11 protein-coding genes are annotated in these 12,016 nt (G+C 74.8%); 3 read left to right on the top strand and 8 right to left on the bottom strand.

All coding sequences use genetic code 11. From position 1 onward, the window contains the following. Positions 1-5: 5 nt before the first annotated feature. Together ACZ4WV_RS18890 and hisD are read right to left on the bottom strand one after the other, a co-directional pair. Positions 6-1,106, bottom strand: coding sequence for a histidinol-phosphate transaminase (locus ACZ4WV_RS18890; protein WP_465748027.1), 1,101 nt, complete (start codon positions 1,104-1,106; stop codon positions 6-8). Beyond that, a complete protein-coding gene (hisD, locus tag ACZ4WV_RS18895) occupies positions 1,103-2,410 on the bottom strand; it encodes a histidinol dehydrogenase (RefSeq protein ID WP_465748029.1) in 1,308 nt (435 codons plus the stop codon). Before hisD ends, ACZ4WV_RS18890 begins: the two co-directional genes overlap by 4 nt. A gap of 90 nt (positions 2,411-2,500) precedes the next feature. On the opposite strand from hisD, the gene ACZ4WV_RS18900 reads away from it, so the two are divergent. The 3 genes from ACZ4WV_RS18900 (at position 2,501) to ybaK (ending at position 5,522) form a co-directional block, all read left to right on the top strand. Then, positions 2,501-4,078: an oxidoreductase gene (locus tag ACZ4WV_RS18900; protein ID WP_465748031.1), complete on the top strand. Its 1,578-nt coding sequence runs from the start codon at positions 2,501-2,503 to the stop codon at positions 4,076-4,078. A 158-nt stretch (positions 4,079-4,236) separates the two neighbouring features. Continuing rightward, entirely contained in the window at positions 4,237-4,974 is a 738-nt protein-coding gene (locus ACZ4WV_RS18905; RefSeq protein ID WP_465748147.1) for an LON peptidase substrate-binding domain-containing protein, read from the top strand. A gap of 53 nt (positions 4,975-5,027) precedes the next feature. Beyond that, positions 5,028-5,522: a Cys-tRNA(Pro) deacylase gene (ybaK, locus tag ACZ4WV_RS18910; protein ID WP_465748033.1), complete on the top strand. Its 495-nt coding sequence runs from the start codon at positions 5,028-5,030 to the stop codon at positions 5,520-5,522. Positions 5,523-5,632: 110 nt separating this feature from the next. Here the strand turns inward: ybaK and ACZ4WV_RS18915 are convergent, their stop codons facing one another. From ACZ4WV_RS18915 to ACZ4WV_RS18940, 6 genes are all read right to left on the bottom strand, one after another. Further along, on the bottom strand, positions 5,633-6,346 hold the full coding sequence (locus ACZ4WV_RS18915) for a hypothetical protein (RefSeq protein ID WP_465748035.1): 714 nt from the start codon (positions 6,344-6,346) through the stop codon (positions 5,633-5,635). An 88-nt stretch (positions 6,347-6,434) separates the two neighbouring features. Beyond that, positions 6,435-7,244, bottom strand: coding sequence for an ABC transporter permease (locus ACZ4WV_RS18920; RefSeq protein WP_465748037.1), 810 nt, complete (start codon positions 7,242-7,244; stop codon positions 6,435-6,437). Continuing rightward, positions 7,241-8,239 carry an ABC transporter ATP-binding protein gene (locus ACZ4WV_RS18925; protein ID WP_465748039.1) on the bottom strand — a complete coding sequence of 333 codons (999 nt, stop codon included), beginning with the start codon at positions 8,237-8,239 and terminating at the stop codon, positions 7,241-7,243. Before ACZ4WV_RS18925 ends, ACZ4WV_RS18920 begins: the two co-directional genes overlap by 4 nt. Positions 8,240-8,386: 147 nt before the next feature. Beyond that, positions 8,387-9,673, bottom strand: coding sequence for an NYN domain-containing protein (locus ACZ4WV_RS18930; RefSeq protein ID WP_465748041.1), 1,287 nt, complete (start codon positions 9,671-9,673; stop codon positions 8,387-8,389). Positions 9,674-9,922: 249 nt separating this feature from the next. Further along, the gene (locus ACZ4WV_RS18935) at positions 9,923-10,969 is read right to left on the bottom strand and encodes an aspartate-semialdehyde dehydrogenase (RefSeq protein WP_465748043.1); all 1,047 of its coding nucleotides are present in this window, start codon (positions 10,967-10,969) and stop codon (positions 9,923-9,925) included. Positions 10,970-11,116: 147 nt separating this feature from the next. Then, a complete protein-coding gene (locus tag ACZ4WV_RS18940) occupies positions 11,117-12,004 on the bottom strand; it encodes a dihydrodipicolinate synthase family protein (protein ID WP_465748046.1) in 888 nt (295 codons plus the stop codon). Positions 12,005-12,016: the final 12 nt, after the last annotated feature.

Genomic DNA, 12,016 nt, shown 5'->3' on the forward strand with positions numbered 1-12,016 from the left:
CGGGGTTACAGCTCCTTGATCACGAATCGGACGGCGTCCAGGAAGGCGTCGTTCTCGGCGGGCGTGCCGGCGGTGACGCGAAGCCACCCGGGGACGCCGTTGTCTCGCACCAGGACACCCTGGTCGAGGATGGCCTGCCAGGCGGCGTGGGTGTCGGGGAAGCGGCCGAACTGGACGAAGTTCGCATCCGAGTCGGTCACCTCCAGGCCCATCGCCCGCAGCGCGTCGACCAGCCGGTCGCGTTCGGCCTTGAGCCGTCCGACGTACCCGAGCAGGGTGTCGGTGTGCTCCAGGCAGGCCAGCGCGGTGGCCTGGGTGACGGCCGACAGGTGGTACGGCAGCCGCACCAGCTGGACGGCGTCGACCACGGCCGGGTCGGCGGCCAGGTAGCCCAGGCGCAGTCCGGCGGCGCCGAAGGCCTTGGACATGGTGCGGCTGACCACCAGGTGGGGGCGGCCGTCGATCAGCGGCAGCAGCGAGGCGCGGTGCGAGAACTCGACGTACGCCTCGTCGACGACCACCAGGCTGGGCCGGGCGGCCTGCGCGGCCTCGTACAGGCGCAGCACGGTGTCGGCGTCGACGGCGGTGCCGGTGGGGTTGTTCGGCGAGCAGACGAAGACCACGTTCGGCCGGTGCTCGGCGATGGCCTCGACGGCGGCGTCCACGTCGATGGTGAAGTCGTCGCGCCGCGGGCCGGAGATCCAGGTGGTGCCGGTGCCCCGGGAGATCAGCGCATGCATGGAGTACGAGGGTTCGAAGCCCAGCGCGCTGCGGCCGGGGCCGCCGAAGGTCTGCAGCAGTTGCTGGAGCACCTCGTTGGAGCCGTTGGCGGCCCACACCTGCTCGCGGGTGACCGGGAAGCCGGTGGTGCGGGTCAGGTAGCCGGCGAGGCCCTCGCGCAGTTCGACGGCGTCCCGGTCGGGGTAGCGGTTCAGGCCCCGGGCGGCGTCGGCGACGCGCTCGGCGATCCGGGCCACCAGCTCCTCGGGGAGCGGGTACGGGTTCTCGTTGGTGTTCAGCTGGACGGGGACGTCCAGCTGCGGCGCGCCGTACGGGGACTGGCCGCGCAGCTCGTCCCGGACGGGGAGGTCCTCAAGAGCGGTCACGAGCCGGGAACCGTCCAATCGAAGCGGGCCTTGATGGCGTCGCCGTGGCCCGGGAGGTCCTCGGCGTCGGCCAGGTTGACCACGTGGGCGGCGACGTCGGCGAGCGCGTCCCGGTCGTACTCGACGACCTGGACGCCGCGCAGGAAGGTCTGGACGGAAAGCCCGGAGGAGTGGCAGGCGCAGCCGCCGGTGGGCAGCACGTGGTTGGAGCCGGCCGCGTAGTCGCCCAGCGAGACCGGGGTCCAGCGGCCGATGAAGACGGCTCCGGCGTTGACGACCCGGGCGGCGACGGCGTGCGGGTCGCGGGTCTGGATCTCCAGGTGCTCGGCCGCGTACGCGTTGACCACGGCGAGGCCCTGGGTCAGGTCGTCGACCAGGATGATGCCGGACTGCCTGCCGCCGAGCGCCTCGGCGACCCGCTCGCTGTGCTTGGTCCTGGCGACCTGCACGGCCAGCTCGGCCTCGACGGCGTCGGCCAGCGCCGGGGAGTCGGTGACCAGCACCGAGCCGGAGGTGGGGCCGTGCTCGGCCTGGCTGATCAGGTCGGCGGCGACGTCGGAGGGCAGCGCGCTGTCGTCGGCGAGGACGGCGATCTCGGTCGGGCCGGCCTCGGAGTCGATGCCGATCCGGCCGGCGAACAGCCGCTTGGCGGCGGCCACGTAGATGTTGCCCGGGCCGGTGACCATGGTGACCGGCGCGCATTCCTCGGTGCCCAGGGCGAACATGGCGACCGCCTGGGCGCCGCCGACGGAGTAGACCTCGTCCACGCCGAGCAGCGCGCAGGCCGCCAGGATGGTCGGGTGGACGCGGCCGCCGAACTCGCGCTGCGGCGGGGAGGTGACCGCGATGCCCTTGACGCCCGCCTGCTGGGCCGGCACCACGTTCATCACCACGGAGGACGGGTAGACCGCCAGCCCGCCCGGCACGTACAGCCCGACCCGCTCGACCGGCACCCAGCGCTGGGTGACCGTGCCGCCCGGCACCACCTGGGTGGTGTGCCCGGTGCGGCGCTGGTCCGCGTGGACGGCCCGGGCCCGGCGGATGGACTCCTCCAGGGCGGCGCGCACCTTCGGGTCCAGCGTCTCCAGGGCCTCGGTCAGCTGCTCGGCCGGGACACGGGTCGATTCCAGCCGGACGCCGTCGAAGCGGTCGGTGATCTCGATCAGCGCCGCGACCCCGCGATGGCGTACGTCCTCGGCGATCGGCCGCACCTTCTCCAGTGCGGCCGCCACGTCGAACTCGGCACGGGGCAGCAGGTCACGCGGGTCGTCGAGCGAGCCGCGGAGGTCGATTCGAGAGATCACGCCACCCAGTGTAAGGAGTGGCCGGAACCGCTGGTCCCGCATTTCAGTCCGTGATACGAAAGGCGAGACGACCGGGGGGACGGGGAAAGCATGGCTGATCGCGCTCCGGAGGGCTGGACGGACACGGAGCGGGAGCTCTGGGAGGCCTTCCGACAGGGGAACGTCTTCGACCGCCGCAGTGGCCGCTCCGCCGACGACGACCCCTTCGGGGACGTCCCGTGGGGGCCCGACCGGACGGTGAGCGCCGCGGCGCTCGCCCACCTGCTGCTGGCCGGCCCGGAGGCGGCGCCGGGGCGGGTCGCCTCGCTGCGGATGAGCGGGGTGACCGTCACCGGCGCGCTGAACCTGGCCGGCGGCCGGATCCAGCAGTACGTCGAACTGCACGGCTGCCGCTTCGAGCACAAGGTGCTGATCTCCGAGGCCGAGGCCAGCACCATCCGGATGGTCGACTGCCTGGTCCCCCGGATCGAGGCCTCCCGGCTCACCACCACCGGCGACCTCCACCTGGCCCGCTGCCGGATCCCCGAGGGGCTGCGGCTCACCGACGCCAAGATCGGCACCGACCTGCTGCTCAACCTGGCCGTCATCGGCAGCGACCGCTACGGCCGCGCCGTCTCCGCCGACGGGATGACCGTCCACCAGGACTTCGAGGCCGAACGCGTCGAGGTGCGCGGCGAGTTGAGCATCCGCACCGCCCGGATAGGCGGCCGGCTGTCGCTGCGCGGCGCCCAGCTGCGGGCCGATCCGCAGAACGGCGTCTGCCTCAACGCCGTCCGGATCGTCGTCGGCCACACCCTCTACCTGACCAGCTCCTCCGACGACGGCTGGGCCGGCTCCCGCAGCTACTACGGCTCCGGCTACGGCCAGAACCCCCAGCCCGGCTCGGCCAGCACGCCCTTCCGCGCCTACGGCCAGGTCCGGCTGTCGGACGCCCGCTTCGAGGCCGCCTGCCTGATCACCGGCGAATTCCACCTGGGGGGTGACGACGAGCTCTCGCTGCGCCGCATCCACACGCCCGAGCTGCGCTTCGCCTGCCCGATGCGCCCCACCGGCAGCGTCTCGCTCTCCCGGGCCCGGGTCGGCAACCTGGTCGACATCCCCGAGGCCTGGCCGCTCGGCAAGCACCTGGGGCTGACCGGCTTCGTCTACGAGAACCTGCGCCCCGTCACGCCGTTCACCGTCCAGCAGCGGATCTCCTGGCTGGAGGGCTCCTCGGTGGACTTCCAGCCGGAGTCCTACGAGCAGCTCGCCGCCGCCCTGCGCCGCGACGGCGCCGACGACGACGCCCGCGAGGTGCTGTACGCCAAGCAGCGCCGACGCCGGCAGACCCTACCGCTGCCCTCCCGGGTCTGGGGGCGGATCCAGGACGTCACGGTCGGTTACGGCTACCGCCCCGGCCGGGCGGGGCTGTGGCTGCTGCTCGCCTGGGCCCTCGGCAGCGTCTGGTTCGCCACCCACCCGCTGAAGCCGCTCAAATCGGACGAGGAGCCGCACTGGAACCCGGTGCTGTACACCCTGGACCAGCTGCTGCCGATCGTCGACCTCAACCAGGGCGCCTGGAACCCCGGCGGCGCCGCCCAGTGGATCTCCGCCGGGCTGGTGGTGATCGGCTGGGTGCTCGCCTCCACCGTGGTGGCGGGCGCCACCCGGCTGCTGCAACGGGGCTGAACGGGTGAGCGCGCGGCTGCGACCCGGCCGGGCGGTTCAGCGGGCGGTTCGGCGGGCGGTTCAGTACGCGGCCGCACCGCGCCCCGGCCGCCGGCGGCGGTCCGCCGACAGGGCTGAGCGGTTAACCGCGCGACAAGGCCGGGGCCCGGGGAACTACGCTGTCCGCCGTGACAGAACGGCTGCCGCTCTTCCCGCTGACCACCGTGCTCTACCCGGGCCTCGTGCTGCCCCTGAACGTCTTCGAGGAGCGCTACCGCCGTCTCGTCGCCGACCTGCTCGAACAGCCCGAGGACGCGCCGCGCCGGTTCGGCGTGCTCGCCATCAAGGACGGCCGCGAGGTCGCCCCGGTCCGGCCCGAGGAGGGCCCGGCCGGTCCGCTCGACGGCCTGGGCACCGTCACCGGCGACCCGCTGGAGGCGCTGTTCCACATCGGCTGCGTCGCCGACGTCTCCTCCGTCCAGGAGCAGCCCGACGGCCGCTACGAGCTGCTGGTCACCGGCACCACCCGGTTCCGGCTGCGCTCGGTGACCGTCGCCGGTCCGTACCTGACCGGCGAGATCGAGCCGATCGAGGAGCTGTCCGGCGAGGGCTCCGGCGCCCTGGCCGCCGAGGTCGAGCGGGCCTTCCGGGTGTACCAGAAGCGCCTGGCCGGGGCCAAGGAGGCCAGCACCGTCGGCCGCCCGCAGCTCCCGGACGACCCCCAGGTGCTGTCCTACCTGGTCGCCGCCGCCTCGGTGTTCGAGACCCCGGTCAAGCAGCAGCTGCTCGCCTGCCCCGACACCGCCCAGCGGCTGCGCACCGAACTCGACCTGCTGCGCCGTGAGAGTTCCGTGCTCAGCTGGCTGCCCTCGCTGCCCGCGGTCGACCTCACCCGCCAGTCCTTCAGCCCCAACTGACCGCAGCCGACCGCGACTGCCCGCAGCCGACCGCCACCGACCGAGGACCCCGCATGGCCAAGAAGACCAGGAAGGGCGGTCAGGGCACCCCGGCCACCGTCGCCCTGGAGACCGCCGCCGTCCCCTTCACCGTGCACGCCTACGACCACGACCCGGCGGCGGCCTCCTACGGCGGCGAGGCCGCCGAGGCCCTCGGCGTCGCCCCGGAGCGGGTGTACAAGACCCTGGTCGCCGACGTGGACGGCACCCTCACCGTCGGCGTGGTCCCGGTCGCCGGCCAACTGGACCTCAAGGCGCTCGCCGCGGCCGTCGGCGGCAAGCGCGCCGCCATGGCCGACCCGGCCGCCGCCGAACGCAGCAGCGGCTACGTCCGCGGCGGCATCTCGCCGCTCGGCCAGCGCCGGCCGCTGCGCACGGTGGTGGACGCCAGCGCGCTCGGCCACCCGACCGTCTTCGTGTCGGCGGGGCGCCGGGGCCTGGAGGTCGAGCTGGCCCCGGCCGACCTCATCACCCTGACGAAGGCCGACACCGCGCCGATCGCCCGGTAGCGCCGCGAGCGCCCGGCGGAAGGCCCGGCTCGTACCGGACCGGCCGCCTTCCGCCTCGCCCGCGAACCTCAGCTCCGGAACCTCGGCCCTGGAACCTCGGCCGTGGAACCTCAGCCCGCCCGGCGGTCCTCCGGCGCCGCCGCCGGGGGCTCCTCGCCGGGGCCCCCGTAGGTGCCCGCCGGAGCGCCCCAGTACGGCGGCGGGTCCTCCTCCCGCTTGCCGAACGCCGCCGACAGCGCCAGCAGCACCACCATCGCCGCCATCGGCCACACCAGCAGCGCCCCCAGCGCACCCAGGTCGATGCTCGCGTCGAAGTGCCCGCCGTTGCCGACCCGCCGAGCCTCACCGATCAGGTCGTCGCTCGGCCCGAGCCAACGCCCGATCCGCCAGGCGCCGATCGACCCGAGCAACCCGCCGACGGCCAGCCCCAGCGCGACCGCGATCCCGCCGCCGCGCTTGCGGGTCACCAGGAAGGCCCCGAGCGCGGTCACGATCCCCGCGCCCAGCGCGATCAGCACGAACACCGCGTCGGCGCCCGCGCGCTGCTCGCCCTCCGGGTCCGCGTAGAGGATCCGGTCACCGTCCACCAGCAGCGGCACCTTCGGCGCCAGCCAGACCCACAGCCCGGCCATCACCACGGCGGCGACGAGACAGGCGACCACGACGCCCGCCCCGATCCGCACCTCCGGCAGCAGCCGCCGCCCCACCGAGGGGACGGGCGCGTCCTCGGCCGCGGGTGGCGGCGCGAACGGGTCGGGCACGGCATCCGTGGTCGCGTGCACCTCGGCGCGGGCGGGATCCGGAGGAGTGTTCGGTACGGTCACGGGTCCCATCGTTTCACGACGGCCGCCCGAACGGCCCCACCGCCCACGCCCCGGGCCGCGCACCGGCGGGGCATCAGCCGCCACCGGCCTACCGGGCGACCGCGCGCCGGTACGCCCAGGTGGCCAGCGCCAGCGACACCACGCCGACCGCCGCGCAGACCCCCAGGTCCGCCGCGACCACCGCCCAGTCCGGGTCCGGCGCGAAGGTCCGGGCGAACGCCTCCACCCCGTACGTCGAGGGCAGCAGGTCGCGCAGCCACAGCACCGGCTGCGGCAGGTGGTCCACCGGCAGCACGCCGAGCAGCAGCGCCGCCGACATGCCGAGCTGCCCCAGCATCGTGGCGATCTCCGGCCGCGGCGCCAGCAGCCCGCAGGCCGCGCCCAGCCCGGCCAGCGCGGCCCCGGCCAGCGGCACCACCGCGAGCAGCACCCACAGCTGCCCGAGCGGCAGCCCGAACATCACCGCGCCGATGCCGGCCGTGACCAGCGTCCCCGGCAGGGTGAACGAGGCGTACGCGGCGGCCGCGCCGAGCACCACCGAGGCGGCCGGCACCGGCAGCGTGCCGTAGTGGTCCAGCCCCCCGTCGGCCCGCAGCTTGCCGAAGTACTGGGCGAGCAGGTTGAGCGCGACGAAGGCCACCACCAGCACGCTCGACCCGGCGACCACCGACCGCGCCGCCGAGGTCTGCCCGGCGTCCACGACGCCCCGCATCATCACCAGGATGCCGACCGACTGGAAGGTCGCCACGAACAGCAGCGGGATGCGCGCCACCTTCGCCCGGGCCAACTGCGCCCGGTAGACCGCGGCGAGGGAGGGCAGCAGTCGGGCGGCGGGGGCGAGCGGGGCCGGCCCGGCCGTCGACCGGTCGGTCCGCGGGGGCACCGAGAGCAGGGTCACTTGGCCAGTCCTCCGTGGCGGCCGCCCAGCTTGAGGTAGGCGTCCTCAAGGCTGGGCGTGGCGAGGGTGAAGTCGTCGAGCGCCGCGAAGGCCGGGCCGGTGGTGACGGCGGCGACCAGTTCCCGGGCCTGCTCGGGGGTGGTGCGGACGGTCCAGCGGCGCCCGGTGCGCTCGGCCCGTTCGGCCAGCGCGGCGACGGCGGGGACGCCGACCGGCGCCTCGTCCCGCCAGACCAGGTCGAGCCGCACGGCGCCGTCCACCAGCGCCTTGAGGCCGCCCGGGGTGTCGCAGGCGATCACCCGGCCCTCGTCCACCACGGCGACCCGGTCGAGCACGGTCTCCGCCTCGATCACGTTGTGGGTCACCAGCAGCACGGTCGTCCCGCGCTCGGCCCGCCGCCGGTCCACGGCCGACCACACGGCCCGCCGGGCGACCGGGTCCATGCCTGTCGTCGGCTCGTCCAGCACGAGCAGCGGCCGCTCCCCCACCAGGGCGGCCGCGAAGCAGGCGAGCCGGCGCTGCCCGCCGGAGAGCTTGGCCAGCGGCCGGGAGGCGATCGGCTCCAGCCCGAGTTCGGTGAGCACTTCCGCCGCCTCGGCCCGGGCCCGCGCCCGGGTGAGCCCGCGCAGCCGGCCGGTGGTCTCGGCGGCCAGCACCACGCTCAGTTCGTCCAGCGCGGTGGACTCCTGTCCGAGGTAGCCGAGCAGCCGCGCCGCCCGCTCGGGGTGGCGCACGATGTCGTGGCCGAGCAGGTCGATCGAGCCCGAGTCCGGCCGCAGCAGCCCGGTGAGCTGGCGCACCAGGGTGGACTTGCCGGCGCCGTTCGGCCCGAGGAGTCCGAAGACTTCTCCCGGCCGGACGGTCAGGCTGATCCCGTCGTTGGCCCGGACCTGCGTCGCGGCGCCCCCGCGCCCGGTGCGGTACGTGCGGACGAGGTCCCGCACGACGACGCACGGCGAGGTGTCCTGGGGTGCCCGCCCGGCCGTCTCTTCCACGACCGAAGACTCTACGCGCTCACACGGGCGCACCGGACGAGGGGGCCTGATCACCGGAAACCGCCGGTCCGCCGGGGACGGGCCGACCACGGGCGGGCCGGCCGTGGACGGGCCAGGCGAGCACTCGTCCTCGGCTCAGCCCTCGGCTCAGTCCTCGACCACCATGGAGCCCCCGGGCACCCGGGCCGCCAGCTCCTTCCAGAAACCCGCCCGGATGGCGTAGCGGTCGTGCTCGTCGATCTGGTCGTCCTTGTGCGCGAGCAGGCCGAAGCGGGCGGCGTAGCGCAGCAGCTCGCCGTCGACCCGGTGTGGGATGCGCGGGTAGTCGGGCCACAGCACGGTGAGCCGTTCGACGTCGCCGAGCCGGTCGCTCCAGCGCCGGGCGAAGACCTGGCCGACTTCGTGGGCGTCGCCGCCGATCGAGGTGATGTCCTCCTCGCGGTCGGCCCAGCGCTGTTCGGCGGTGGTCAGCTGGGCCAGGGTCGGCAGGCTGTCACCGGCGGTGACGGCAGGCTCCGGTGCGGGCCGGTCCACCCAGCCGCGGTCGGAGGACCACCGCAGCACCGGACCGGTCGCGGCGGGCCCGGCGGCGGAGCCGTTGGCGTGCCCGTTGGCGTGTCCGTTGGCGTGCCCGTTGGCCGCCGGGGTGACGGGCGCGACGGCGGAGACCCGCCCGGCGAGGTCCTTGGGCGTGGGCACCACCCGCAGGGTCGCGGCCGGCTGCGGCCGTCCGTCAGCGGCGGGCGCGTCGGGAGCGGGGGCGCCGGCGGCCGGCCGGGTCACCGGCGGCACCACGGAGGGCAGCGAGGCGGGCGGGGCGGCGAGGATCTTGGCGATCTCCTGCCGGGCGCCGGCCGTGCCCGGTGCCGGGAACACGCTGGAGCTGTCCCGCAGCGAGAAGGACCCCTCGATCCACTCGCGGTCCAGCACCCGCCGCTCGTCGGCCTCGCCGACCAGGTCCTCGGACTGGTTGAAGTCCCCGTCGGCGGCCTGCAGCGCCCACAGGTGGACGGCCACCCCGTGCTCCTTGGCGGTCATCATCCCGGGCAGCAGGTCCCCGTCCCCGGTGATCAGCACGACGTCCGCGCAGGCCCGGTTGCGGGCCAGCTCGGAGAGCTCGGCGTGCATCGCGGCGTCCACGCCCTTCTGCACCCAGCGCCCCTCAGCGCGGGTCAGGGCGCCCAGCCGTACGGTGACCCGGGGCAGGACGCGCAGCCGCCGGTGTTCGGGCATCGGGCGGCGGTCGGGGGCGGCGTCGAACCAGTAGATCCGCAGCAGCGGCAGGCCGGTCTCGGCTTCGGCGCGTTCGCGCAGGGCGCTGATCAGCGCGGTGTGGTTCACGGTGACCCTGGAGCGGGACGGGTCACCGGCGAGCAGGCTGGCGGCGGCGCCCAGCAGGTATCCGGCGTCCACCAGGACGACACAGCGGTCCATCTGCGCACCTCTTTTCGCTCGCCCTCGAAGGTCGGTCGGGGTGGGCGGACGCCCGGCGCCGGGCGGGTGGGGTGAGGGGCCCCCGGTGGCCGCCCGATCGTTGGGTCACCTTTTCCCCCTGCTTCGCGACCCGAACCTCGGCGGATGTCCCGGTCCCGCAACAGCCGCCCCAATGAGTCGCAAAGAAACACGAAGGCGGGCCCCGTTCAACGACGGGACCCGCCAAACGTCACGGACGGCTGGTCCGGGTCAGCCCCTGAGCTCGGCGGCGACCAGCTCGGCGAGCTGGACGGCGTTCAGCGCGGCGCCCTTGCGGAGGTTGTCGTTCGAGACGAACAGCGACAGGCCGTTCTCCACGGTCTCGTCCGCGCGGATGCGGCCGACGTAGCTCGGGTCCCGGCCGGCCGCCTGCAGCGGGGTGGGGATCTCGGACAGCTCGACGCCCGGGGCGCCGGTGAGCAGCTCGACGGCGCGCTCGGGGCTGATCGGACGCTCGAAGCGGGCGTTGATCTGCAGCGAGTGGCCGGAGAAGACGGGCACGCGCACGCAGGTGCCGGCGACCTTCAGCCCGGGGATGCCGAGGATCTTGCGGCTCTCGTGGCGGAGCTTCTGCTCCTCGTCGGTCTCGTTGGAGCCGTCGTCCACGAGGGAGCCGGCCAGCGGCACCACGTTGAAGGCGATCGGCCGCTGGTACACCTTGGGCTCGGGGAACTCCACGGCGGCGCCGTCGTGGGCGAGCGCCGAGGCGCCGTCCACGACCTTGGCGGCCTGGTCCTGCAGCTCGGCGACGCCGGCCACGCCGCTGCCGGAGACGGCCTGGTAGGTGGAGACGACGAGCGCGGCCAGGCCGGCCTCCTCGTGCAGCGGGCGCAGCACGGGCATGGCGGCCATGGTGGTGCAGTTCGGGTTGGCGATGATGCCCTTGGGCCGGTCGGCGACGGCCTCGGGGTTGACCTCGGAGACCACCAGCGGGACCTCCGGGTCGCGGCGCCAGGCGGAGGAGTTGTCGATGACGACGGCGCCGGCCGCGGCCACCTTGGGCGCCAGGGCCTTGGAGGTGGAGCCGCCGGCCGAGAAGATGACGATGTCCAGGCCGGTGTAGTCGGCCGTGGCCGCGTCCTCGACGGTGATCTCGGTGCCCTGCCAGGGCAGCGTGCGTCCGGCCGAGCGGGCCGAGGCGAACAGCCGCAGCTGCTCCACCGGGCCGACTCCACCGGGGAGTCCAGCGCGCTCGGCCAGGATCTCGCGGACCACGCCGCCGACCTGGCCGGTGGCCCCGACAATGCCGATCTTCATTCCGACTACTCCTCTGGATGGTGCTGTCTACAGCCGCACTCCGCCCATCATGCCTTGTCACGCGGGTGGGGCGACCTGCCGTTTCACGCTGTGAGAGGGGCCTGCGGCGGGCGGGGCGTCCGCGGCGGGCGGGTGACGGCCCGACTGCTAGTGGTCCAGACCACGAGCTAGGGCCAGTGCGGCGGCGACCTCCGCCTCCCCCGCCGGCAGCAGCGGCAGCCGGACGTCGGGGGTGGGGATCCGGCCCTGGGCGTGCAGCACGCCCTTGGTCACCGTCGGGTTCGGCGCGGTGAACGCGGACAGCGCCAGGGCGGTCAGCCGGTGCCCGAGCGCCCGCGCCCGCTCGACGTCCCCGGCCTGCCAGGCTTCGTACAGCTCGACGAAGCGGCCGGTGGCCAGGTGCGCGGAGGCGAGGATGCCGCCGGCCGCGCCGATCGCCAGCATCGGCGCCAGGTAGGCGTCCTCCCCGGTCAGCACCGCGAACCCGGCGGGGGTGTCGGCGAGCAGTTCGGCGGCCGTCTGGTCCAGCCCGCCGGTCGCGTACTTGACGCCCACCACGCCCTCGATCGCGGCCAGCTCGCGCAGCGCGGCGGTGGAGAGCTGCTGCCCGGTGCGGTACGGGATGTGGTAGACGACCAGCGGCAGCGGGCTGCCCGCGGCCAGCGCCCGGAAGTGCGCGACCGTCCCCGCCTCGCCCGCCCGGACGAAGGCCGGCGTGGTGACCAGCGCCGCCGCCTGCGGGGCCCGGTCGGCGAGCGCGGCCAGCGCCTCGCCGACGGCTCGGGTGTCGCCGCCGGAGACGCCGACCATCAGCTGAGCCCCGCGTGCCGCGCAGGCGGCCGCGGTGACGTCCACCACCGCGTCCCGCTCCTCGGCGGTCAGCGCGGCGGGCTCGCCGGTGGTGCCGAGTGCGGCCAGCCCGGCCGCTCCGGCGTCCAGGAGCTCGTCCGCGAGCTTCTCCAGCGCGTCGAGGGCGAGGGAGCCGTCGGCGGCGAAGGGGGTGATCAGGGGGACATGGATGCCCTTGAGTTCCATGCGACGATCCTG

The organism is Kitasatospora sp. NPDC029312 (genome assembly GCF_055569215.1).

What these genes read in the sequence shown, in the direction of transcription:
- ACZ4WV_RS18935 (WP_465748043.1), bottom strand. Translation starts at nt 10,969, where the DNA reads ATGAAGATCGGCATTGTCGGGGCCACCGGCCAGGTCGGCGGCGTGGTC.
- ACZ4WV_RS18900 (WP_465748031.1), top strand. Translation starts at nt 2,501, where the DNA reads ATGGCTGATCGCGCTCCGGAGGGCTGGACGGACACGGAGCGGGAGCTC.
- ybaK (WP_465748033.1), top strand. Translation starts at nt 5,028, where the DNA reads ATGGCCAAGAAGACCAGGAAGGGCGGTCAGGGCACCCCGGCCACCGTC.
- ACZ4WV_RS18930 (WP_465748041.1), bottom strand. Translation starts at nt 9,673, where the DNA reads ATGGACCGCTGTGTCGTCCTGGTGGACGCCGGATACCTGCTGGGCGCC.
- ACZ4WV_RS18940 (WP_465748046.1), bottom strand. Translation starts at nt 12,004, where the DNA reads ATGGAACTCAAGGGCATCCATGTCCCCCTGATCACCCCCTTCGCCGCC.